We start from the raw sequence: 22,891 nt of genomic DNA, 5'->3' as shown, positions 1-22,891 counted from the left end.
CCCTGCCGCGCTGGCGATTTTCCGCCGAAATCCGCCCTGCCGGGCGGCGACGGGGGTCAGAATGTAAAAACCATTCACATCCCCCTTGAAAGCCGGAATTCCACGCCTCATCTTGCGTCATGTAAAACACCTTCACATGCTTACGGAGCAACAGGAATGACACAAACTGCCGAATTCCGGTCCGACCGGGACCTGCTCTACTGGCCGCGCCGGGCCGATGCCTGGCTCGATGCCCGGGGCAAATGGGCCTGGCTCGCCGCGATGGTGACCGGCTTTATCGTCTTCGTTCCGCTGGGGCTGGCAATCCTGGCCTGGCTCATCTGGGAGAAAAAAATGTTCGGAAAATGCAGAAGCAGCGCGGCAAAGCGCTTTGATTTCAGCAAGATCAATTCGCGCTCCAGCGGCAATCTGGCCTTTGACAATTACCGCGCCGAGACCTTGCAGCGCCTTGAGCAGGAGCAGGAAGCCTTTGAGGGCTTTATGACCCGGCTGCGCGAGGCCCGCGATAAGCAGGAATTTGACCGCTTCATGGAAGACCGCGCCCGCACGGCATCGGCTCTGCCCGAAACGCTCAGCCCTGCCGGTGCCGAAGGCAGCGCGCCGCGCCGCGGCGCAGAGTGATCCGCCTGAACGGATGATGAAACGCCCCGGTCCGCGTGACCGGGGCGTTTTGCTGCGGGCCGGCCGTCGCAACAGGCGCAGAGCCGCCACCGCCTGGCCGCCAGACTATCCGGACAGCGGAATGCCCCGAGCCCAGGATGTCCGGAGACCAGGATATCCGGGGACCAGGATGTCTGGCTATTGCATAAACTGCTCTCTTGGCGGCAGGGCAATGCCTTGCTAGGCTCTGCCGCGCCAAAGACCTGACCGGCCAAATTTCTGCGCCCCCGCGCAGTCCCGGCTGAGCAGAGCCCGGCCCTGCCCGCCCCCCTTTCGCGTCACAAGGCGCTTTGCCCCTTTGCCTGCCCGATGACCCTTCTTATCCCCCGCGCCTGAAAGCCGATGCGTCACACCCTGCCGATCGCCCCGCAATTCTATGTCACTGCGCCGCAGCCCTGCCCCTATCTTGAGGGCCGGATGGAGCGGAAATTATTCACCGCTTTGCAGGGGGATTATGCGCAGAAACTGAATGATGCTCTGTCGAAACAGGGCTTCCGGCGCAGCCAGAACGTGCTCTACCGGCCCAGCTGTGCCGAATGTTCGGCCTGTCTTTCGGCGCGGATCCGGGTGGCAGATTTCACCCTGACCCGTGGTCAGCGCCGGGTGCTGAGGAAAAACGCCGATCTGGCGCGCAATGCCACCAGCCCCTGGGCGACCGAGGATCAGTTTCAGCTGTTCCGCCGCTATCTCGACAGCCGGCACGCCGATGGCGGCATGGCGGATATGGATATTTTCGAATTCGCCGCGATGATCGAGGAAACCCCGATCCACTCACGGGTGATCGAATACAGCCGCCCCGATCCCACAGGAGAAAGCCCGTTTTCCGGCGGGGACCGCGATGACGGGCGGGTGCTCAGTGCGGTCTGTCTGACCGATGTCTTTGAGGACGGGCTGTCGCTGGTCTACAGCTTCTATGACCCCGATCTCAGCCCGCGCTCGCTCGGCACCTGGATCATCCTCGATCATATTGAAATCGCGCGCGAGGCCGGGCTGCCCTATGTCTATCTCGGCTATTGGGTGCCAGGCTCGCGCAAGATGGGCTATAAATCCGGCTTTGACGCGCTGGAAATCTATAAAGGCGGCGAATGGCAGCCGATCGGCGATGCCTCGGGCCATAGTTCCGAGCTGCATCCGCTCTCGGTTGACCCGATTGCCGAACAGGTAGCGCGGATCAGCCTGCCCGAGGCGCGCGGTACAGGCGACTGAGGGGAAAAAGCCCGCTGCAGCAGCAGAGTCGGCGGACCGGCAGGGCGGGCGCGCTGCGGGATTCAGAAAAGTTCACCCCAAAGCGCGTCCCGGCAACAAAATTGCTATTTTTTCACCAGGCGCGACAGATTCCATGCGCTTCCGGGGTTGACGCCCCTTTTCGGCTTGCCTAACTTCCCGGCTGACGCGCGACCAGGGATCCAGTCCCGGAGTCGCAGCGATGGAGATGCAGATGACCCTAATTCTTGTAGTCAGCAAAGCCAGGCGCATGGACCGGTAACGGTTGCCATAAAATCCCCCATGCGCCCCCGGAATAACCCTCGGGGGCTTTTTTGTTTTTGACGGCGGGCCGCACGAAAGCGGCGAGAGGACCAGAGAATGAAGACGATGACCGGCGCGAAGATGGTGGTGCAGGCCCTGAAGGATCAGGGCGTCGAGGTGGTCTTCGGCTACCCGGGCGGCGCGGTCCTGCCGATTTACGACGAATTGTTCCAGCAAAATGACATCCGTCACATCCTGGTGCGCCATGAACAGGGCGCGGTTCATGCGGCCGAGGGCTATGCCCGCTCGACCGGCAAGATCGGCGTGGCGCTGGTGACCTCGGGTCCTGGTGCGACCAATGCGGTGACCGGCCTCGTCGATGCTCTGATGGATTCGATCCCGATCATCGTGCTCTCGGGCCAGGTGCCGACCTTCATGATCGGCACCGATGGCTTCCAGGAGGCCGATACCGTCGGCATCACCCGCCCCTGCACCAAAATGAACTGGCTGGTCAAAGAAACCGAGCGGCTGTCGGAAACCATTCACCAGGCCTTCCATGTCGCGCTCTCGGGCCGCCCCGGCCCGGTGCTGGTCGATATTCCGAAAGATGTGCAATTTGCCACCGGCAGCTATACCCCGGTGCAAAAGGCCCGCACCGCGCATTACCAGCCGAAGGTGAAAGGCGATATCGAGGCGATCACCCGCCTGGTCGAGCTGATGGAAACCGCTGAGCGCCCGGTGTTCTATACCGGCGGCGGCGTGATCAATTCGGGCAAGGGCGCCAGCCAGCTGCTCTGCGAATTTGCCGATGCCACCGGCTTCCCGGTCACCTCGACGCTGATGGGCCTTGGGGCCTATCCGGCCAGCGGTAAATCCTGGCTCGGTATGCTGGGGATGCATGGCCTTTACGAGGCCAATCTGGCGATGCATGGCTGCGATCTGATGATCAATGTCGGCGCGCGTTTCGATGACCGCATCACCGGCCGCCTCGCCGATTTCAGCCCGAAATCGACCAAGGTTCATATCGATATCGACCCTTCCTCGATCAATAAGGTGATCCGTGTCGATGTGCCGATCGTCGGCGATGTCGGCCATGTGCTGGAAGATGCGCTGAAAATCTGGAAGGCGCGCGGTCGCAAGGTCAATAAAGAGGGCCTGGCGAAATGGTGGAAACAGATTGAGGAATGGAAGGCGGTCAATTGCCTCGCCTATGAAAACTCGGCCAGCATCATCAAGCCGCAATTTGCTTTGCAGCGCCTTGAGGCCCTGACCAAAGGCATGGACCGCTATATCACCACCGAGGTCGGCCAGCATCAGATGTGGGCGGCGCAGTTCCTGCATTTCGATGCGCCGAACCGCTGGATGACGAGCGGTGGCCTCGGCACTATGGGCTACGGCATCCCGGCCTCGGTCGGGGTGCAGATCGCCCATCCTGAGGCTCTGGTGATCAACGTCGCGGGTGAGGCCTCCTGGCTGATGAATATGCAGGAAATGGGCACGGCGATGCAGTTCCGCGCCCCGGTCAAGCAGTTCATCCTCAATAATGAGCGCCTCGGCATGGTGCGTCAGTGGCAGGAATTGCTGCATGGCGAGCGCTACAGCCAGTCCTGGTCGGAAAGCCTGCCCGATTTCGTGAAACTGGCTGAGGCCTTCGGCTGTAAGGGGTTGCGCTGCTCGGATCCGAAGGATCTTGATGATGCGATCATGGAGATGATCCGTTACGATGGCCCGGTGATCTTTGACTGCCTGGTCGAAAAGCACGAGAATTGCTTCCCGATGATCCCGAGCGGAAAGCCGCATAATGAAATGCTGCTCTCGGCCGATGCGAGTGCGTTCAAATCCGGCGCGGTGCTGGTCTGAGGCGGATCCGCCGGGGGTTATCCTGCCCCCGGCCCCCTCGCCTGCGCTCTGACCCTCTCTTTTCTCAAGGCTTAAACCCATGTCGGCACTGAATATCAAACGCGGCTCGACCAGCCATTCCGCCTATGATCTGCGCGATCCGCATTCCGAGATCGTCGAAAGCCATACCCTCGCCGTCATCGTCGAGAATGAGCCGGGCGTGCTGGCGCGCGTCATCGGCCTGTTCTCGGGGCGTGGCTATAATATCGACAGTCTGACCGTGGCCGAGGTCGACCATACCGGCCACCGCTCGCGCATCACCATCGTCACCCGCGGCACGCCGGCGGTGATCGATCAGATCGAAAAGCAGCTCTCGCGCATGGTGCCGGTCTATGCGGTGCATGATCTGACCGCCGAGGGCCCGAGCGTGCAGCGCGAGCTGGCGCTGCTGAAAGTGGTGGGCTCGGGCGATGCAAGGATCGAGGCTTTGCGGCTCTGCGAGATTTTCCGCGCCAAGGTCGTCGATACCAGCCTCGAGAGCTTTATCTTTGAGATGACCGGCACCCCGGAAAAGATCGATGCTTTCGCCGATCTGATGCGCCCGCTCGGCCTGAAAGAGATCGCCCGCACCGGCGTTGCCGCTTTGTCGCGCGGGATCTGAGACGCAGGGATCTGGGCCACAGGGAACTGGGCCACAGGGAACTGGGCCCCGGGGGATCTGAGCCCCCGCTCTCAGCCAGAAGAAAAGGGGCCCGTCGTGGCCCCTTTTTTGATCTTGCTGCCCCCCCCGGCGGCGGCACAGGGGGCTGGCCTCTCCCGCCCCCGCTCAGCCGCCGGTGAAGCGGGGCGCGCGTTTTTCCAGAAAAGCGCGGACCCCTTCGCGGAAATCCGCGCTCTGCCCGGCCTCGCCCTGGAGCCGCGCCTCAAGCGCCAGCGCGCTTGCGAGATCAAGATCGAAGGACTGGCGCAAGGCCTGTTTCACGCCGCGATAGGCGAGACCAGGCCCCTGTGCCAGATGCGCCGCCCGTGCCGCGATCACCGCCGCAAATTCGGCATCGGGCACCGCCTCCCAGATCATGCCCCAGTCAGCGGCCTGGCGCGCCGTGATCCTATCGGCGAAAAGCATCGCCCCCATGGCGCGGGCAAGGCCGATCTGGCGCGGCAGCCAATGGGTGCCCCCGGCATCGGGAATCAGGCCGATCCGGGTGAAGGCCTGGATGAAACTGGCGCTTTCGGCCGCGATCACCACATCGCAGGCCAGCGCAATATTCGCCCCCGCCCCCGCCGCCGCGCCATTGACCGCGGCGATCACCGGGATCGGCGCTTCGGTAATGGCGCGCAAGAGCGGCACATATTCGCCGTTCAGCACCGCCTCAAAATCAATCTGTGACGGATCGCCCGCATCCTGCAGATCCTGGCCCGAGCAAAAGGCCCGGCCCTCGCCCGTCAGCACCACCACCCGCGCCTCCTCCACCGCCCTGGTCAGCGCCGCGCGCAGCTCGCGCCGCATCAGCGCCGAGAGCGCATTCATCACCTCGGGGCGGCTGAGCGTAATCCGGGCAATACCGTCCTCAAGCTGATAGCGGATGGTCTGATACATCATGGCGGCTCCTCTGCCCCGGGGGTCAGAAAAATCTGCCCGCCGGAGCAAAGCGCTGCAATGGCTACGCCACGTCAGCCCCCCCGTTCAGCCCCGGATCAGCCCCGGACCGGCAGCGGATTTGCCACCATCAGCCCCGGGGCATCCCCGGGTCAGCCCTCGGGTCAGCCGCTGCTCTCACTCGTCTTTCAGGATCTCGCTGAGCCGGGCCTCCTCAGCCGGGCTCAGCGCCTCAACCGGCTTTGGCCCGGCCCGCTGCGCGCGGCGCAGAACCAGCCAGACGCCGCCGGCGGCGATCAGGAACATCACCGGACCAGCAGCCCAGAGCACGATATTCCAGCCCGCCGGGCGCGGGTTGAACAGCACGAATTCGCCGTAGCGCATCACGACGAAATCGATCACCTCATCATTGCTGTCGCCCGCCAGCAACCGCTCGCGGATGATCAGCCGCAGGTCGCGGCTGATCGGGGCATTGCTGTCGTCAATGGTCTCGCCCTGACAGACCGGGCAGCGGATCTCGCGGCTGATCATCCGGGCCCGGGCCTCAAGCCCCGGATCCGCCATGATTTCATCGGGCTGCACCGCCAGTACCGGTGCAGCGCTGCAGGTCAGGGCGAAGCTGAGCAGAAGCGCACGAAGCTGGCTCATTTCGCCGCCTCCGCCTTACCGCCCGCGACCGGTGCCCGCGCTTTCGCGCTGCCCGCCGCCAGGCGCAGCCGGCGGTCGGACAGGCTCAGCAGCCCGCCAAAGGCCATCATCAGACAGCCAAGCCAGAGCTGATTGGCAAAGGGCTCGATATAGGCGCGCACCGCCCAGCCGCCGTCCTGCTGCGCATCGCCGATCACCAGATAGATGTCGCGCAGCAGCCCGTAATCAATCGCCGCCTCGGTCGTCGGCATGGCCTGGACCGGATAGATCCGCTTTTCGGGGTATAAAGTCACCACATTCGCCCCGCCGCGCGTCACCCGCATCTCGGCCATGGTGGTCAGGTAATTCGGGCCCCGGGTTTCCTCGACATCAACCAGCTGCACCTGATAGGGGCCAAGCGCAAAGCTCTCACCCTCTGAAACCACGCGGATTTCTTCGGTCTTCCAGGCCATCAGCGCGGCAACCGAGAAGATCACCAGCCCCATCCCGGCATGGGCCACCGCCTTGCCCCATTCAGCGCGCGGCAAACGGGCCAGCCGGGCCAGACGGCCCCTGCCCCTGCCGGTGCGCGACCAGAGGTCGGTCATGGCCCCAAAGATCACCCAGGCGCCCAGCATCACCCCGATCGGCCCCAGCGCCGAACGGCCGCTGGTCACGGCATAGACCAGGCCGATCAGCCCAAGAAGCAGCACCAGCAGCGGCAGTTTTGCCCGGAAAGCGGCGGGAAGTTTCGGCCAGATCAGCGCCAGCGCGAGGCCGGTTGCGGCAAAGATCGCCAGCGCGATCAGCCCCTGGCCGGCAACCGTTGCCAGTGCAATCAGCCCGGCAGCCAGCGCCAGAAGCGCCGCCGGGGCCAGCTGTGCCGTTACGCGCGCCGGATCGCCGCGCTTCCAGGCCAGCATGGCACCAGGCGGCAGGATCAGCGCAAGGCCGACGAAGAACGGGGTGAAGGCGGCGTTGAAGAAGGGCTCGCCCACCGACATCACCCGGCCGAGCACCAGTTCCGCGAACAGGGGCCAGAGCGTGCCGACAAAGACCACGAAGGCCGAAACCGCCAGCAGGATGTTATTGGCGACCAGCGCGCTTTCGCGGCTGACGAGGCCAAAGACGCCCTTCGCCTCCATCGCCGAGGCCCGCCAGGCGAAAAGGATCAGCCCGCCGCCGGTGAAGAAGGCGAGGATGGCGAGGATGAACGAGCCGCGCTCGGGATCATTGGCAAAGCTGTGCACCGAGGTGATCACGCCCGAGCGCACGATAAAGGTGCCGATCAGCGAGAAACCAAAGGCGAGGATCGCCAGCAGCACCGTCCAGCTTTTCAGGGATTCACGCTTTTCGACGACAATCGCCGAATGCAGGAGAGCGGCGGCCAGCAGCCAGGGCATGAAACTGGCATTCTCGACCGGATCCCAGAACCAGAAGCCGCCCCAGCCCAGCTCATAATAGGCCCACCACGAGCCGAGCGCGATGCCGATGGTCAGGAAGATCCAGGCCGCCAGGGTCCAGGGCCGGACCCAGCGCGCCCAGGCCGCATCCACCCTGCCCTCAATCAGCGCCGCAATGGCAAAGCTGAAGGCCATCGATAGGCCGACATAGCCAAGATAGAGGAAGGGCGGATGGAAGGCGAGACCGGGATCCTGCAGCAAGGGATTGAGATCGCGCCCGTCCATCGGTGCGAAGGCGCTGCGCAGGAAAGGATTGGAGGTGAAGAGCAGGAAGCTGAGGAAGGCCACGCCGATCAGCCCCTGAATGGCGATCACCCGGGCACGCAGCCTCTCAGGCAGATTGCCGCCAAACCAGGCGGCTGAGGCGCCGAACAAGGCGAGGATCAGCACCCAGAGCAGCAGCGAGCCCTCATGATTGCCCCAGACGCCCGAGACTTTATAGAGCATCGGCTTCAGCGTATGCGAATTCGCCACCACCAGCGCCACCGAGAAATCGGAGGTCACAAAGGCCCAGGTCAGCGCCGCAAAAGACAAAGCGATCAGCGCGAACTGCACCACGGCTGCGGGCGCCGCCAGGGCCATCAGCATGGCATTGCCCCGGCTGGCGCCCCAGAGCGGCAGCACCGACTGCAACAGCGCCACCATCAGCGCAAGGATCAGGGCGAAATGCCCAAGTTCAACAATCATCCCGGATCTCTCCCCGTATTGCCGCCGACTTTAGCGGCGCAAAGGCGCTGATCCAATGGGCTGCGCCCATCAGCCGCGCCGATTTGCCTTACATCCTTGTGATGAGGCCAGCTCTCCCCCGGCGGATCAGGGCAGAAACACCGCCAGCGGCGGCGCAGCAGACTGGCCCGGCCGCCCGGAAACGGTTAGGCTGACCCTGACCTGCCTCAATAAACCCGGCTCTTTCGCAGGAAATCCGGGGTTTTTCTCAGCAATCCAGTCGCTTTCTTAAAAAAACGGAGCCGGCCTTGCCCCCTATCACCCTGATCGGTGCCCCTGTCGACAGCGGCCAGCGCCGCCCCGGCTGCCTGATGGGCCCCGCCGCCTACCGCGTGGCCGGACTGGCCCGCGCCATTGCCGCCGAAGGCCATCTGGTCCGCGATTACGGCGATGTCGCCATTGCCGCATTGCCGCTGGCCGACAGCCCCAATCCGGCGGTGGATCAGCTGCCCGAAACCCTCGCCTGGACCGAGGCCCTGTCGGCGGCGGTCGCCGGGGTGCTGGCGCTGGGCGAATGCCCGGTGATCATGGGCGGTGATCACTCGCTGGCGCTGGGCAGCGTTGCCGGGGCAGCGCGCCATGCCGCAGCCATCGGCCGGCCGCTGTTTTTGCTCTGGCTTGATGCCCATTCCGATTTTCACACGCCGCTGAGCACCACCAGCGGCAATCTGCATGGCACGCCCCTGGCCTATATCAATGGCCGCGAGGGGTTTGACGCCTTCCCGCCCTTCCCTGCACCGGTGCCGGGCGAGCGGATCTGTATGTTTGGCATCCGCTCGGTCGATCCCGAGGAACATGCCGCCATGCTCGAGCGCGACATTGCCATCAATGACATGCGGGTGATTGACGAGCGGGGCATTGCCGCGCCTTTGCGCGAGTTTCTCGCCAGGGTGCGGGCGGAAAACGGGCTGCTGCATGTCTCGCTCGATGTCGATTTCCTCGACCCCGCGATCGCACCGGCGGTTGGCACCACGGTGCCAGGCGGCGCCACCTTCCGCGAGGCGCATCTGGTGATGGAGCTTTTGCACGAATCCGGCCTGGTCAGCTCGCTTGATCTGGTCGAGCTGAACCCTTTCCTCGATGACCGGGGCATGACGGCGCGGCTGATGGTCGATCTGGTCGGCTCGCTTATGGGCCGCAAAGTCTTCGACCGCCCGACCCGCGCGAAATGAAAGAGGCCGGGGCGCTGCCCCGGACCCCGGGATATTTAAGAGACAGATGAAATCTGCGCATTTTTCATCTGTCGGGAAATCTCCCGGGGGACCGGGGGCTGGCCCCCGGCCTTTGCCTTACAGATCGCGGTAATCATGGCGCCCGCCATTCGGATCGGTGACGATCCAGCGCCCCTCGCCCTGGGGCTCCAGATAGCCCGGCCCGATCGGCACTTTGCCAAAACCGCCCGGAATATCGAGCACATAGGTCGGCAGAGCCGTACCCGAGATCCGGCCGCGCAGGGCGGCGAAGATCTTCTGTCCCTCGGCAATCGACAGCCGGAAATGCCCGGTGCCTTTGGCCAGGTCGGGATGATGCAGGTAATAGGGTTTGACCCGGTTGCGGATCAGGGCGCGAAACAAAGCCTCAAGCACATCCGGGTCGGCATTGATCCCCCTGAGCAGCACGGTCTGCGACAACAGCGGGATCCCGGCCCGCGCGAGGCGCAGGAACCCCTCTTCGGCCTCGGGGGTGATTTCGCCGGGGTGATTGGTATGGACCACCATCCAGACCGCCGGGCGCACCTGCAAAGCCGCGATCAGTTCCGGGCTGATCTTCTCTGGCGCCACCACCGGAATGCGGCTGTGGAAGCGGATCACCTGAACCGATTCTATGGCCGAGAGCCGCTCAAGCATCGCGCCGATCCGGCGCGGCGAGAGCACCAGCGGATCGCCGCCGGTCAGGATCACCTCATGGATCTGCGGATGATCCGCCAGATAGGCCAGCACCCGGCGAAACTCCTCCTCGGCCAGCTGTCCGGTCTCGCCCACCGCCTCACGGCGGAAACAGAACCGGCAATAGACCTCGCAGCTTTGCGTCGCATGCAGGATCACCCGGTCCGGATAGCGATGCGTCAGCCCCTCGACCGGGCGGTGCACATCATCGCCGATCGGATCGGCCAGCTCTTCGGGCAGGATCTGCAGCTCAGACGCGGCGGGCAGGAACTGATCCGCCACCCCCGGCCCGGCCAGATCAGCTGCGGCCCGCATCGCCCCGGAGATGCGCATCCGGAACGAGGCGGTGACTTTTTCCAGCACCTCCGCTGCTCCGGGCTCGGCCAGACCCTCGCGCAGAAGATCACTCACCGTGGTCAGGGCCGGTTTTTCAGGGGAAATGCGCTTATTCATAGGCGCTGATTTAGATCCGCAAAGCCGGGGCCACAAGTCCCGGCCGCGCCCTGCCCGGGCCCCGGGCCCCCGGCGAAGGCTTGGCGCCCGGCTGATCCTGGCCCTCGCGGATCCGCTGCCATTGCACCCTGGCGCTGGTATGGTGTAGGCTTTTAGCCAACCAAATGAAGGCCCCTCAGGGCAAGAGAAGGCAGATCGTGGCGGACATTCCGGAAGATATTGAAAACGCAGCCGAACAGCCGGAAAAACCGGTCTGGGACGGCCCCCAGGTCGATATCACGCAGGAAATGCGGACCGCTTATCTCGATTACGCGATGAGCGTGATCGTCAGCCGCGCGATCCCTGACCTGCGCGACGGGATGAAGCCGGTGCACCGGCGTATTCTCTTCGCCATGCACGAATCCGGCAATACCCATGACAAGAGCTATCGCAAATCGGCGCGTCCGGTTGGCGACACAATGGGGAAATATCACCCGCATGGCGACAGCTCGATCTATGATGCGCTGGTGCGGATGGCGCAGCCCTTCTCGATGTCGCTGAAACTGCTCGATGGTCAGGGCAATTTCGGCTCGATGGATGGCGATATGGCTGCGGCCATGCGCTATACCGAAGTGCGGATGGACAAGCCCTCGGCCTTCCTGATGGCCGATATCGACAAAGATACCGTCGATTTCCAGGACAATTACGACGGCAAGGACCGCGAGCCCACGGTGCTGCCGGCGCGTTTCCCCAATATGCTGGTCAATGGCGCCGGCGGTATCGCCGTCGGCATGGCGACCAATATTCCGCCGCATAACCTTGGCGAGGTGGTCGATGCCACGCTGGCCATGATCGGCAATCCCGATATTTCGACCGAACAGCTGATGGAGATCATCCCGGCCCCGGATTTCCCCACCGGCGGGCAGATCCTTGGCCGCTCCGGCGCGCGTAAAGCCTATCTCGAGGGGCGCGGCTCGGTGATCATCCGCGCCAAAACCCATACCGAAGAGCTGCGCAAGGACCGCTGGGCGATCATCGTTGATGAGATCCCCTATCAGGTGAACAAGGCTTCGATGATCGAAAAGATCGCCGAAGCGGTGCGCGAAAAACGCATTGAGGGCATTGCCTCGGTCGCCGATGAATCCGACCGCGTTGGCGTGCGGGTGGTGATCGAGCTGAAGCGCGATGCCACGCCGGAAGTGGTGCTGAACCAGCTCTGGCGCTTTACCCCGATGCAGGTCTATTTCGGCTGCAATATGCTGGCGCTGAACGGTGGCCGGCCCGAAGTGCTGACTTTGCGCGATTTCCTCGTGCATTTCATCAGCTTCCGCGAGGAAGTTGTGGCCCGCCGCACCGCCTTTGAGCTGCGTAAAGCGCGCGAGCGCAGCCATATTCTCTGCGGTCTGGCCGTCGCCGTCTCGAATGTCGATGAGATCGTCGCCACCATCCGCTCTTCGGCTGATCCGGCCGAAGCGCGCGAGCGGCTGATGACCCGGCGCTGGCCGGCCATGGATATCGCGCCCTATATCCGCCTGATCGACGATCCCTCGCATAAGATGAACGAGGATGGCACCTATAATCTCTCGGAGATTCAGGCCCGCGCCATTCTCGAGCTGCGCCTGCAGCGCCTGACCGCGATCGGGGTCAAGGAAGTCACCGATGAGCTGGAAGAGCTGGCGGCGAAGATCAAGGATTACCTCGAAATCCTCGGCTCGCGCGACCGGATCATGGGCATCATCTCTGACGAGCTGAACGAGGTGAAAGCCCTGTTCGCCGTGCCGCGCCGCACCGAGATCGCCGACTGGGAAGGCGATATGGATATCGAGGATCTGATCGAGCGTGAGGATATGGTCGTGACCATCACCTCCGGCGGTTATATCAAGCGCACGCCGCTGGCCGAATTCCGCCAGCAAAACCGCGGCGGTAAGGGCCTCTCGTCGATGCAGACCAAGGAAGATGACGTGGTCACCACGCTCTTCGTCGCCAATACCCATACCTGGCTGTTGTTCTTCACCACCTCGGGCATGGTCTATAAGCTCAAGACCTGGCGTCTGCCGGTGGCGGGGCGCAATGCCAAAGGCAAAGCCCTGGTCAATATCCTGCCGATCGAGACCGGGGTCTCCATCGCCGCGCTGATGCCGGTGGATGTGGCCGAGGAAGAATGGGCCGATCTGCAGATCGTCTTCGCCACCTCGGATGGCGATGTGCGTCAGAACGATCTGTCGGACTTCACCAATGTCAAACGCAACGGCAAGATCGCGATGAACCTGCCCGAAGGCGTGACGCTGGTGAATGCCGCAATTGCCGATGAGAATGACGATGTGATGCTGGTCACCGCCGGTGGCCGGGCGATCCGCTTCCCCACGACCGAGATCCGGGTGTTCAAATCGCGCGGCTCGACCGGGGTGCGCGGCATCCGCCTGCAGGGCGGGGATAAGGTCGTCTCGATGTCGGTCATCCGCCATTTCGAGGCCGATCCGGCTGAACGGGCCGCCTATCTGAAGCAGCGCCGCCTTATGGCGGGCGTGACCGAGGATGAAGCGGCGGATGAGGAAGAAGATGGCGCAGCCGAAGGCCAGCTTTCAACCGAACGCTATGCTGAGATGTCGGCGGCCGAAGACCTGATCCTGACCATCACCGCCCGCGGTCTGGGGAAACTTTCGTCCAGCCATGATTACCCGGTGCGCGGTCGCGGCGGCCAGGGCGTCACCGCCTTTGCCAAAGCCATGCCCGGCGGTAATCTGGTGGCCTCTTTCCCGGTCGATCTCTCGGATCAGATCATGCTCGCCACCTCTTCGGGTCAGTCGATCCGGGTGCCGGTCGATCAGATCTCGTTCCGCTCGCGTTCGGCGGGTGGGGTGAAGGTGCTCAATACCGGCGGCGAGGAAGAGGTGGTCTCGGTCGCCCGCATCGGTGAGCAGGCCGATGAGGTGGGCGAGGCGGAAATCATCGAGGCCAGCGCTCACGCTGCCAGCCCCGCCCCAACTGACAGCCCCGCCCCGACTGACGGCCCCGGCACTCCGAAGGCTCCGGAAACCGGCCCTGAGGCGTGAGCCTGAGCGCGCTTGAAACACGGCTCGCCGCCCTCGCGGCGGCGGGCGAAACCATCTCTTATGGCAGCCTTGCCCGCGATTTGGGCCTGCGGATGGCTGCGCTGACCAGTGCGCTTGAGACGCTGATGCAGGCAGATCTGGCCGCCCGACGCCCGCTGCGCGCCGCGCTCTGCCGCGCAAGGCTGGGCTCTGGCCTGCCCGCCCGGGGCTTTTTCGATCATGCTGCTGCGCTTGGCCTGGTGATCGCGGATCATGACGCCTTTATCGCCGCCGAGCGCGCCGCGCTTTTCGCCGCAGCCTCTCAGGGCAGTTGAACTGCGCGCCCCCCGGGGCTAGATGCAGGGCATGGAAAAACTTCACATCATCGGCGGCGGCATGGCCGGATCTGAGGCGGCCTGGCAGGCGGCTGAAGCGGGCGTGCCGGTGGTTCTTCATGAGATGCGTCCCGCTGTCGGGACCTTCGCCCATCGCACCGGCGATTTCGCCGAGATGGTCTGCTCCAATTCCTTCCGCTCAGATGATGACGAGCGAAATGCCGTCGGCCTTCTGCACTGGGAGATGCGGGCGGCGAATGGTCTGATCATGGCCATGGCCGAGCATCATAAACTGCCCGCAGGTGGTGCCCTTGCCGTTGACCGCGACGCTTTCTCGGCGGCGGTTTCCGAACGGCTGCGCGCCCATCCGCTGATCGAATTCGCCCCGGGCGAGATTGCAGAGCTGCCCGAGAGCGGCCAGTGGATCATCGCCACCGGCCCGCTGACCTCGGGCGCGCTGGCCAAGGCCATTCAGGCCGAGACCGGGGCCGAAAGCCTGGCGTTCTTTGATGCCATCGCGCCGATTGTCTATGCCGAAAGCATCGATATGTCGGTGGCCTGGCGGCAATCGCGCTATGACAAGGGCGAGACCGAGGAGGAGCAGAAGGCCTATATCAACTGCCCGATGAACCGCGAGCAATATGAGGCCTTTATCGACGCGCTTCTGGCGGCTGAGAAAACCGAATTCCGCGAAGGCGAGACGGCGGGCTATTTCGACGGCTGCCTGCCGATTGAGGTCATGGCCGAACGCGGCCGCGAGACCCTGCGCTTTGGTCCGATGAAGCCGATCGGCCTGACCAATCCGCACCGGCCCGAGGAAAAGGCCTGGGCGGTGGTGCAGCTGCGGCGCGACAATGCGCTTGGCACGCTCTATAATATCGTCGGCTTCCAGACCAAGATGAAATATGGCGCGCAAACCGCTGTTTTCAAAATGATTCCCGGCCTGCAAGATGCTTCTTTCGCCCGGTTGGGCGGCATTCACCGCAATACTTTCCTGAATTCGCCGAGCCTGCTCGACCAGCAGATGCGGCTGAAATCGAAACCGCATATCCGCTTTGCCGGTCAGGTGACCGGGGTGGAGGGCTATGTGGAATCGGCTGCCATGGGTCTGCTCGCAGGCCGGATGGCCGCCGCCCAGATCAAGGGCCAGGACCTGCCGCCGCCGCCGCCCGAAACCGCGATGGGCGCGCTGATCACCCATATTACCGGCGGGGCCGAGGCGAAGACTTTCCAGCCGATGAATGTGAATTTCGGGCTTTTCCCGCCGATTGATGCCAAAGGCGGGCGGCGCGGCCGCAAGGACCGCTACAAGGCCTATACCGACCGCGCGAAAGAGGCCTTCACGGCCTGGCTGGGATAAATCCGGTGAGGGTCACGCGCTTTGCACCCTCACCCACCGGCCCTTTGCATCTGGGCCATGCCTGCGCCGCCCTGGTCGCCGCCGCGCGTGGCGAGCGGTTGCTGTTGCGCATCGAGGATATCGACCAGGCCCGCTCGCGCCCGGAGTATGAGGCGGCGATTTATCAGGATCTGGCCTGGCTGGGGCTGCGCTGGGAAGATCCGGTGCTGCGCCAGTCAGAACGGATGGCGCTCTACCAGGCGGCGCTTGATCAGCTGAGCGCCCAGGGGCTGACCTATGGCTGCCACTGCAGCCGCGGCGATATCAAAGCCGCGCTCTCGGCGCCCCAGGAGGGCGCGCCGATGTCCGGCCCCGATGGCCCGGTCTATCCCGGCACCTGCCGCGATCAGGGGTATAAAGACGGCGCGATCCGGCTGAATATGGCCAAAGCGATGCAGGCAGCCGGGGGCAGGATCAGCTTTACCGAGACCGGCACAAGCCCCGGGATCTACCGCTATACTGCCGGGGAAATGGTGACGGGGATCGGCGATATCATCCTCGCCAGGCGCGATATCGGCACCTCTTACCATCTCTCGGTCGTGGTCGATGACGCCGCCCAGGGCATTACCGAGGTGACGCGCGGCGCCGATCTGTTCGAGGCAACCGCCCTGCATGTGCTGCTGCAGAAGCTGCTGGCGCTGCCGACGCCGGATTATCACCACCATGCGCTGATCCGCGATGCGGCGGGCAGAAGGCTGGCCAAGCGCGATGATGCCCGGGCGCTGGCGAAATACCGCGCCGATGGCAGCAGCCCGGCGGAAATCCGGGCCATGGCAGGCTTTCCGCCCCGCCGCTGAACCCGCGCGGTTCAGGCGATCGGGGCACTCAGGATCTGCTCTTCCCCCGCCCGGATCGCGGTATAGAAACACGAGCGGCGGTTGGTATGGCAGGCCGGGCCCTGCTGTTCGACCAGGGCCAGCAGGCAGTCACGGTCGCAATCAAGGCGCAGCTCGATCAGCTTTTGCACATGGCCCGAGCTTTCGCCCTTGATCCAGAAACTGGCACGCGACCGCGACCAGTAGGTGACGCGGCCGGTCTCGAGCGTCTTGGCCACCGCCTCGGCATTCATCCAGGCCAGCATCAGCACCTCGCCGCTCACATGGTCCTGGGCGATGCAGGGCAAGAGGCCGTTCACGTCAAATTTCAGGCTGGAAGGATCAAAAGGCATCGGCTTCTCCTTGGCGCGACCGGCCAGCGGCATTACACAGGCCCTGACGGAGAGCAAGCTACCGGGGCGCGCGGCTATGAGTGAAAGCAATCTGATCGCGCTCTATTCAGGGCAAATTCTGGATCTGGCGGCCAATATCCCGCTGACCGGGCGGCTCGCGGCCCCCCAGGGCAGCGCGAAACGCCGCTCGCCGCTCTGCGGCTCGAGCCTCACCGTTGATCTGACGCTGCACGAGGGGCGAATCACTGATTTCGCCCAGGATGTACGGGCCTGCGCGCTGGGTCAGGCCTCGGCCGCGATCCTCGGTCAGGTGGTTCTGGGGCGCAGCGCCGCCGAGATCCGCCAGGCCCGCGATCAGCTGAAAGCCATGCTGAGCGAGGCTGGCCCGGTGCCTGACGCGCCGTTTGAGGGCTATGGCCTGCTCGCGCCCGCGCGTGAATTCACCAATCGCCATGCCTCGATCCTGCTGGCGCTTGAGGCAAGCTGCGACGCGCTGAGCGCCGCCGGCGCCTGACGGCCGGGCCGCGCCCGGCAAATTTCCCCGACACTGGCCCTTCGGGAAAAGCATCGCAGACGCCCGGACGCAGCGCCTCTGCCCTCTGCCCTCTGCCCTCTGCCCTCTGCCCTCTGCCCTCTGCCCTCTGCCCTCTGCCCTCTGCCCTCTGCCCTCTGCCCTCTGCCCTCTGCCCTCTGCCCTCGAAGGCCTGCCGCCACCATTGTGCCGGTGCAAGTGATGAAAAAACCGCCGCACGTCTGAAGACGGCGGCGGCAGTTGAGCGGTTGGAGCGCGGGGAGCTGCGAACAGGCAGAAGCAGAACCGGCCTTCTGATCGGGACAGGAAGGCAACCGCGCCCGGGGACAAACCGCAGGCAGAAATTCCAGGAAAAAACGCTCAGATCGGACCGGGCAGGCCAAGCGCCAGGAACAGCAGCGCAAAGAGCGCAATCACCCCGATCACATCCTCTGCAAGGTTCAGATCGGCGCTGCGGCGGGCGGCTTTACGGCGGGCAAACATCCTCATCTCCATCTGTTCGTTGTTTTGTTGCCATATTGTTCTCACAGCAACACCGCCCTGTAAAGAACTTTTTGAGAACATTTGTGAACAAAACAAAATCAAGACAGATCAGAGGCTTATATGCCCCGGCTGTGACCGCCGGGGGGGGAACAGCTGAGAATCAGCTCAGCTTGAGAATCTGTCAGAGAGAGGACCTGGGGTCCGGGCGGGCTGAGGCCGGCCTCAGCCGACGCTCAGCAGCCGGATCGCCCGGTCCTGATCGAGCAGCCAGAGCAGGCTGCGCGCCGCCCGGCCGCGCTCCCCCTCCAGCGCCGGATCGCTGGTGAGAAGCGCCCGGGCATCAGTTTGCGCCACCGCCATCAGCCCGGCCTGGCGCTCGGGATCGGCGATGCGAAAGCGCGGCAAGCCCGATTGCGCCGTGCCGATCAGATCGCCGGCACCGCGCATCGCCAGATCCTCCTCGGCAATGCGGAACCCGTCTTCGGTATCGCGCAAAATTTTCAGCCGCCGCTCACCACTGCCACTGAGCGGCGCCTGATAGAGCAGCAGACAGGTCGATTCCGCCGTGCCACGCCCGACCCGGCCACGCAGCTGATGCAATTGCGCGAGACCAAAGTTTTCCGCCCGTTCCACCACCATGATCGTGGCATTGGGCACATTCACCCCCACCTCAATCACCGTGGTCGCCACCAGAACCCCGGTTTCGCCGGCGACAAACCGTGCCATGGCCGCGTCTTTCTCGGCGGCGGGCATCTGGCCATGCACCAGCCCGACCCGGCCCTCGCCCAGCACGGCGCGCAAAGCGGCAAAGCGGGTCTCGGCCGAGGTCAGATCGACCAGTTCGCTCTCCTCGACCAGCGGACAGACCCAATAGGCCTGATTTCCGGCGCTGATCGCCCGGGCCAGATGCGCCACCACCTCATCGATCCGCCCGTCCGAGACCAGAGCGGTGCGGATCGGCTTGCGGCCCGGCGGCTTTTCATCCAGCACCGAGACATCCATATCGCCATAAGAGGCCAGCGCCAGGCTGCGCGGGATCGGGGTCGCGGTCATCACCAGCACATCCGCCGCCTGGCCCTTCGCCCCCAGCTCCATCCGCTGCGCCACGCCAAAGCGATGCTGCTCATCAATCACCGCAAGGCGAAGATCTTGAAACTGCACGTCTTTCTGGAACACCGCATGGGTGCCAACCAGGATCTGCACCGCCCCCGAGGCCAGGGCTTCCAGCTTGGCCGCCCGCTCGGCGCCACGGTCGCGCCCGCTCAGCAGCTCAAGGCGCACCCCGGCGGCGGCGGCCAGAGGCTCCAGCCCCTCAAGATGCTGCCGCGCGAGGATTTCGGTAGGCGCCATCAGCACAGCCTGCCCCCCCGCCTCAACCGCGATCATGAGCGCCATCAGCGCCACCAGGGTTTTGCCGGCACCGACATCGCCCTGCAGCAGCCGGTTCATCCGCTGCGCGCTGGCCATATCCGCGGCAATCTCGCCAATCGCCCGGTCCTGCGCCCCGGTCAGCGGCCAGGGCAGCGCACCGAGCACCCGCTGGCGCAGCGCCCCGTCGCCAGCACTCGGCCGCCCCTTGCCGCGCCGCATCCCCTGACGCGCCAGCGCCAGGGTCAGCTGATGCGCGAAAAGCTCATCATAGGCGAGCCGCGCCCGGGCCGGCGCGGTGATCGCCAGATCCTCTGCCCCGCCCGGCCGGTGCGCCTGACGCAGCGCTTCGGCCCAGCCAGGCCAGGCCTCGCGCGCCTTCAGCCCCGGATCAATCCATTCCGCCAGATCGGGCAGATCCTTCAGCGCCGAGGCCGCGGCCCGCGTGATCAGTTTCTGGCTCACCCCGGCGGTCAGCGGGTAGACCGGCTCCCATCCCGGCAGGCTGGCGGCATCATCCGGGCTGAGGATATGATCGGGATGAACAATCCGCACCGCATAATCACCAGGTTCGGCCTTGCCCGAGATCAGCCGCTGCGCGCCATCCGGCAAAACCTTTTGCAGATAATCGCCGCGGGCATGGAAGAACACGAGGTCGAGCAGATTTCCGGCACTGTCGCGCGCCTGGACCACCGCCGGGGCCGAGCGGTTACGGGCCGGCAGATGGCGCAGCACCTCAACCAGCAGCGTGACCGTTGCCGGCAGGATCCAGGCGTCGAGACTGTCGCGCGGGCTACGGTCGATCCCGGCATAAGGCAGCAAAAACAGCAGATCCTTTGGCCGGGTGACCTCCAGCCCCTCAAACGCTTTCGCGGTTTTCGGCCCGATCCCGTCGAGCCGGTCCAGCCCGGAAAACAGCGGAAACAGGGCCTCGGGGCGGCTCACGATGCGCCGCCGCCGATCAGATCCAGCCACTCATCCTCATCAATCACCCGGACACCATATTTCCCGGCATCCTTCGCCTTGGAGCCGGCCCCGGGGCCGGCAATCAGCAGGCTGGTTCTGGCCGAAACCGATCCCGCCACTTTCGCACCCAGAGCCTCGGCCCGGGCCTTGGCCTCGGCCCGGGTCATTTTTTCGAGCGTGCCGGTGAAGACCACCGTCATTCCGGCAACCGGGCTGCTCGTCGCCCGCGCGGCCGGTGCGGTGATCTCGCGCAGCTGGGCCACCAGCGCCTCGACCGCCGCACGTTCATGTCCGCCCGGCGCCAGGGCCGTGACCAGCGAGACCGCCAGAACCGTGCCGATGCCGTCGATCGACAGCAGCTCATTCCAGGCCGCAACCGCCCCGGCTGGCAGCGCCGGTTCTGCATCCCAGACCGCAGCACGCACCCGGCCCGGGGCGGCACGGCGACCGGCCTGCAGGGCTGCGGCCCGTTCATCAGCCTCGGCCTCATCGGCGGCGATCTGCCGCAAAGCCGCCGGATGCGCCGCATCCACCGCTGCGATCAGCGCCGGCCAGCTGGAATAATGCCGCGCCAGATCGCGCGCCGCCACCTCACCCACATCGCGGATGCCCAGAGCAAACAGCAGCCGCTCGAAAGAAATCACCCTCCGCTCATCAATCGCTGCAAAGAGTTTGCGCACCGAAGTCTCACCAAATCCTTCACGGTTCTTCAGTTTGCTCAGCGGATTGGCGGCATCGCGTTCGGCAAGGGTGAAAATATCCGCCGGGCTGCGCACCGGCAGCACCGGATCGCTATAGAACATTTCAATCTGTTTCGCGCCGAGCCCTTCGATATCAAAAGCAGCACGACTAACGAAATGCTTCAGCATTTCAACGCCTTGCGCCGGGCAGATCAGCCCACCCGAACAGCGGCGCACCGAATCGCCGGGCGCGCGGATCGCCGGGCTGGAGCATTCCGGGCAGATCTCGGGGAAGAGATAGGGCGCAGCCCCGGCCGGGCGCTCGGCCAGATTAATATCGGCAATTTTAGGGATAACATCCCCGGCGCGGTAGATCTGCACCAGATCGCCGATGCGGATATCGCGGCCCTCGCGGATCGGCGCGCCCTTCGAATCGCGGCCCTGGATGTAATCCTCATTATGCAAAGTCGCATTCGAGACCACGACGCCGCCGACCGTGACCGGCGTCAGCCGCGCCACCGGCGAAAGCGCGCCGGTGCGGCCGACCTGGATATCAATCGCCTCAAGCCGGGTCCAGGCCAGCTCAGCGGGGAATTTATGCGCAATCGCCCAGCGCGGCGTGGTGGCGCGAAAGCCCAGCCGGGCCTGCAGGCCCAGATCATTCACCTTATAGACCACGCCATCAATATCATAGCCGAGCTTCGGGCGCTGCTCGCCAATGCGCTGATAATGCGCAATCATTTCCTCTGGCCCCGTACAAAGCACGGTCAGCGGATTGGTGCGGAACCCCATGGCCTGCAGCCGGGCGATGGCCCCGAACTGGGTGGTGGCCAGCGGCTCGGAAAGCTCGCCCCAGGCATAGGCAAAGAAATTCAGCACCCGCCCGGCGGTGATCTCTGCATCAAACTGGCGCAGGCTGCCCGCCGCCGCATTGCGCGGATTGGCAAAAACCTTGTCGCCTTTCGCGGCCTGGCGCGCATTCAGTGCCGCGAATTCGGCATGCGACATATAGACCTCGCCGCGCACCTCGCAGATCGCCGGGGCGCCTTCGAGGCGCTGCGGGATATCAGCGATGGTCAGGGCATTGGCGGTGACATTCTCGCCGGTCGTACCATCGCCGCGGGTCGCAGCCTGGACCAGAACACCATTTTCATAGCGCAGCGACAGCGACAGGCCATCGATCTTGGGCTCGGCCGTATAGGCAATGGTGCCGGGCTGGTTCAGAAAACTCTGCACCCTTGCGTCAAAATCAACGACATCACTATCCTCAAAGGCATTGCCAAGGCTGAGCATGGCGACCGCGTGGCGGATCTTGCCAAAGCCCTCTGCCAGCGGCCCGCCGATCCGGGCCGAGGGGCTGTCTTCCCGGCGCAGCGCCGGGAATCGGGCCTCAAGCGCGGCATTGCGCTGTCTGAGCGCATCATAATCCGCATCGCTCAGTTCCGGCGCATCTTCCGTATGATAGGCGCGATTGGCAGCGGCAAGGCGCCGGGCCAGATCCGCCAGTTCGGCACGCGCCTCGGCTTCGGTGAGTGTTTCGATCGCTCTGGCGTTCATCGCCCCCTCCGCCGCTATGGTGGCGGCGAAATTAGGCGCGCTGCGCGGCGAGGTAAAGCCGCGTCATGCCCCGCAGCCCGTCGGCCAGCGGAAATTTCAGCCCTGCCCGGCCCCACGCCGCGCGCGCCGGGATCCCTTTGCCGCAGCAGCCTCAGCCGACGGCGGCAATGCCATCCTCTTCCTTGGTGACATCCGGGTCGCGCAGCACATAGCCCCGGCCCCAGACGGTTTCGATATAGGTCTCGCCGCCGGTCGCCTCGCCCAGTTTTTTGCGCAACTTGCAGATAAATACATCAATGATTTTCAGCTCGGGCTCATCCATTCCGCCATACAGATGATTTAAAAACATTTCTTTGGTCAGCGTGGTGCCTTTGCGCAGCGAGAGCAATTCCAGCATCTGATATTCTTTACCAGTCAGATGAATTTTTTTCCCGCCGCTTTCCACAGTTTTTGGGCTCTGTTGCGCAAATCGCGTGTTGGCCGAGGTTCCCCTTTCCCCGGACAGACTTATCCCACGGCTTCCGTGACAGGTATGCCGAGCGCGGTGTAGCCGTTCAGGACGGCGATGCGGACCTGGAGCTCGGCGACCTGACGGTCGAAGTCCCGAGCCATGAGCCGCTGGCCCAGCAGCTTCACGCAATGCATCTTCGTCTCGACGCGGCTTCGGCGGT

17 protein-coding genes and 3 pseudogenes are annotated in these 22,891 nt (G+C 64.4%); 10 read left to right on the top strand and 10 right to left on the bottom strand.

Annotated elements, in window-relative coordinates; genetic code table 11:
- Window positions 1-156: 156 nt before the first annotated feature.
- The 4 genes and pseudogenes from H0485_RS03670 to ilvN all read left to right on the top strand — a co-directional run bounded on the left by H0485_RS03670 (window position 157) and on the right by ilvN (window position 4,627).
- The gene (locus H0485_RS03670) at window positions 157-621 is read left to right on the top strand and encodes a DUF2852 domain-containing protein (protein ID WP_226934018.1); all 465 of its coding nucleotides are present in this window, start codon (window positions 157-159) and stop codon (window positions 619-621) included.
- Between the two features lie 381 nt (window positions 622-1,002).
- On the top strand, window positions 1,003-1,866 hold the full coding sequence (locus tag H0485_RS03665; protein ID WP_226934017.1) for an arginyltransferase: 864 nt from the start codon (window positions 1,003-1,005) through the stop codon (window positions 1,864-1,866).
- 372 nt (window positions 1,867-2,238) lie between these two features.
- Window positions 2,239-3,987, top strand: a pseudogene (locus tag H0485_RS03660) (acetolactate synthase 3 large subunit); the annotation flags it as partial.
- Window positions 3,988-4,066: 79 nt separating this feature from the next.
- Entirely contained in the window at window positions 4,067-4,627 is a 561-nt protein-coding gene (gene ilvN, locus H0485_RS03655; protein WP_226934015.1) for an acetolactate synthase small subunit, read from the top strand.
- A gap of 165 nt (window positions 4,628-4,792) precedes the next feature.
- Here the strand turns inward: ilvN and H0485_RS03650 are convergent, their stop codons facing one another.
- From H0485_RS03650 to H0485_RS03640, 3 genes are all read right to left on the bottom strand, one after another.
- Window positions 4,793-5,569: an enoyl-CoA hydratase-related protein gene (locus H0485_RS03650; protein ID WP_226934014.1), complete on the bottom strand. Its 777-nt coding sequence runs from the start codon at window positions 5,567-5,569 to the stop codon at window positions 4,793-4,795.
- 174 nt (window positions 5,570-5,743) lie between these two features.
- Window positions 5,744-6,214, bottom strand: coding sequence for a cytochrome c-type biogenesis protein (locus tag H0485_RS03645; protein WP_226934013.1), 471 nt, complete (start codon window positions 6,212-6,214; stop codon window positions 5,744-5,746).
- The gene (locus H0485_RS03640) at window positions 6,211-8,343 is read right to left on the bottom strand and encodes a heme lyase CcmF/NrfE family subunit (RefSeq protein ID WP_226934012.1); all 2,133 of its coding nucleotides are present in this window, start codon (window positions 8,341-8,343) and stop codon (window positions 6,211-6,213) included. Before H0485_RS03640 ends, H0485_RS03645 begins: the two co-directional genes overlap by 4 nt.
- Before the next feature lie 287 nt (window positions 8,344-8,630).
- Between H0485_RS03640 and rocF the strand changes: the two genes are divergently transcribed.
- Window positions 8,631-9,554, top strand: coding sequence for an arginase (gene rocF, locus H0485_RS03635; RefSeq protein WP_226934011.1), 924 nt, complete (start codon window positions 8,631-8,633; stop codon window positions 9,552-9,554).
- A gap of 117 nt (window positions 9,555-9,671) precedes the next feature.
- Here rocF and H0485_RS03630 read toward each other — a convergent pair whose 3' ends face one another.
- Entirely contained in the window at window positions 9,672-10,721 is a 1,050-nt protein-coding gene (locus H0485_RS03630; protein ID WP_226934010.1) for a lysine-2,3-aminomutase-like protein, read from the bottom strand.
- Window positions 10,722-10,918: 197 nt separating this feature from the next.
- Here H0485_RS03630 and gyrA point away from each other — a divergent pair, with 197 nt between their 5' ends.
- Genes gyrA through gluQRS form a run of 4 tightly spaced genes read left to right on the top strand, consistent with a single transcriptional unit; the run spans window position 10,919 to window position 16,263 of the window.
- The gene (gene gyrA, locus H0485_RS03625; protein WP_226934009.1) at window positions 10,919-13,753 is read left to right on the top strand and encodes a DNA gyrase subunit A; all 2,835 of its coding nucleotides are present in this window, start codon (window positions 10,919-10,921) and stop codon (window positions 13,751-13,753) included.
- Window positions 13,750-14,067, top strand: coding sequence for a hypothetical protein (locus tag H0485_RS03620; protein WP_226934008.1), 318 nt, complete (start codon window positions 13,750-13,752; stop codon window positions 14,065-14,067). Before gyrA ends, H0485_RS03620 begins: the two co-directional genes overlap by 4 nt.
- 31 nt (window positions 14,068-14,098) lie before the next feature.
- Window positions 14,099-15,427: a methylenetetrahydrofolate--tRNA-(uracil(54)-C(5))-methyltransferase (FADH(2)-oxidizing) TrmFO gene (gene trmFO, locus H0485_RS03615; RefSeq protein ID WP_226934007.1), complete on the top strand. Its 1,329-nt coding sequence runs from the start codon at window positions 14,099-14,101 to the stop codon at window positions 15,425-15,427.
- 5 nt (window positions 15,428-15,432) lie between these two features.
- Window positions 15,433-16,263: a tRNA glutamyl-Q(34) synthetase GluQRS gene (gene gluQRS / locus H0485_RS03610; protein WP_226934006.1), complete on the top strand. Its 831-nt coding sequence runs from the start codon at window positions 15,433-15,435 to the stop codon at window positions 16,261-16,263.
- An 11-nt stretch (window positions 16,264-16,274) separates the two neighbouring features.
- Here the strand turns inward: gluQRS and hisI are convergent, their stop codons facing one another.
- Complete coding sequence (gene hisI, locus H0485_RS03605) at window positions 16,275-16,634, bottom strand: phosphoribosyl-AMP cyclohydrolase (RefSeq protein WP_226934005.1); 360 nt, start codon at window positions 16,632-16,634, stop codon at window positions 16,275-16,277.
- 76 nt (window positions 16,635-16,710) lie between these two features.
- On the opposite strand from hisI, the gene H0485_RS03600 reads away from it, so the two are divergent.
- On the top strand, window positions 16,711-17,148 hold the full coding sequence (locus tag H0485_RS03600; protein ID WP_226934004.1) for an iron-sulfur cluster assembly scaffold protein: 438 nt from the start codon (window positions 16,711-16,713) through the stop codon (window positions 17,146-17,148).
- Window positions 17,149-17,526: 378 nt separating this feature from the next.
- Here H0485_RS03600 and H0485_RS21625 read toward each other — a convergent pair whose 3' ends face one another.
- The 5 genes and pseudogenes from H0485_RS21625 to H0485_RS03580 form a co-directional block, all read right to left on the bottom strand.
- Window positions 17,527-17,649: a hypothetical protein gene (locus H0485_RS21625; protein ID WP_255613299.1), complete on the bottom strand. Its 123-nt coding sequence runs from the start codon at window positions 17,647-17,649 to the stop codon at window positions 17,527-17,529.
- A gap of 222 nt (window positions 17,650-17,871) precedes the next feature.
- Window positions 17,872-19,962 (bottom strand): ATP-dependent DNA helicase RecG, encoded by a 2,091-nt coding sequence (recG, locus tag H0485_RS03595; protein ID WP_226934289.1) that lies wholly within the window; start codon window positions 19,960-19,962, stop codon window positions 17,872-17,874.
- On the bottom strand, window positions 19,959-22,220 hold the full coding sequence (gene ligA, locus H0485_RS03590; RefSeq protein WP_226934003.1) for an NAD-dependent DNA ligase LigA: 2,262 nt from the start codon (window positions 22,218-22,220) through the stop codon (window positions 19,959-19,961). Before ligA ends, recG begins: the two co-directional genes overlap by 4 nt.
- Before the next feature lie 151 nt (window positions 22,221-22,371).
- Window positions 22,372-22,671 (bottom strand): annotated as a pseudogene (locus H0485_RS03585) (winged helix-turn-helix domain-containing protein); the annotation flags it as partial.
- 56 nt (window positions 22,672-22,727) lie between these two features.
- Window positions 22,728-22,891 (bottom strand): annotated as a pseudogene (locus H0485_RS03580) (IS5/IS1182 family transposase); the annotation flags it as partial.

Origin of the sequence: Pseudogemmobacter faecipullorum (assembly GCF_020539525.1) — a bacterium.
Taxonomy (GTDB): Bacteria; Pseudomonadota; Alphaproteobacteria; order Rhodobacterales; family Rhodobacteraceae; genus Pseudogemmobacter; species Pseudogemmobacter faecipullorum.
Note: the sequence above shows the minus strand (reverse complement) of the source record. Positions and strands in the feature narration are given on the sequence as shown.

Bases quoted from the DNA above. Each gene is read 5' to 3' on its own strand.
- H0485_RS03640 (WP_226934012.1), bottom strand. From the start codon at position 8,343: ATGATTGTTGAACTTGGGCATTTCGCCCTGATCCTTGCGCTGATGGTG.
- H0485_RS21625 (WP_255613299.1), bottom strand. From the start codon at position 17,649: ATGTTTGCCCGCCGTAAAGCCGCCCGCCGCAGCGCCGATCTGAACCTT.
- H0485_RS03670 (WP_226934018.1), top strand. From the start codon at position 157: ATGACACAAACTGCCGAATTCCGGTCCGACCGGGACCTGCTCTACTGG.
- H0485_RS03645 (WP_226934013.1), bottom strand. From the start codon at position 6,214: ATGAGCCAGCTTCGTGCGCTTCTGCTCAGCTTCGCCCTGACCTGCAGC.
- ilvN (WP_226934015.1), top strand. From the start codon at position 4,067: ATGTCGGCACTGAATATCAAACGCGGCTCGACCAGCCATTCCGCCTAT.
- H0485_RS03665 (WP_226934017.1), top strand. From the start codon at position 1,003: ATGCGTCACACCCTGCCGATCGCCCCGCAATTCTATGTCACTGCGCCG.
- trmFO (WP_226934007.1), top strand. From the start codon at position 14,099: ATGGAAAAACTTCACATCATCGGCGGCGGCATGGCCGGATCTGAGGCG.
- H0485_RS03630 (WP_226934010.1), bottom strand. From the start codon at position 10,721: ATGAATAAGCGCATTTCCCCTGAAAAACCGGCCCTGACCACGGTGAGT.
- ligA (WP_226934003.1), bottom strand. From the start codon at position 22,220: ATGAACGCCAGAGCGATCGAAACACTCACCGAAGCCGAGGCGCGTGCC.
- H0485_RS03650 (WP_226934014.1), bottom strand. From the start codon at position 5,569: ATGATGTATCAGACCATCCGCTATCAGCTTGAGGACGGTATTGCCCGG.
- H0485_RS03600 (WP_226934004.1), top strand. From the start codon at position 16,711: ATGAGTGAAAGCAATCTGATCGCGCTCTATTCAGGGCAAATTCTGGAT.
- hisI (WP_226934005.1), bottom strand. From the start codon at position 16,634: ATGCCTTTTGATCCTTCCAGCCTGAAATTTGACGTGAACGGCCTCTTG.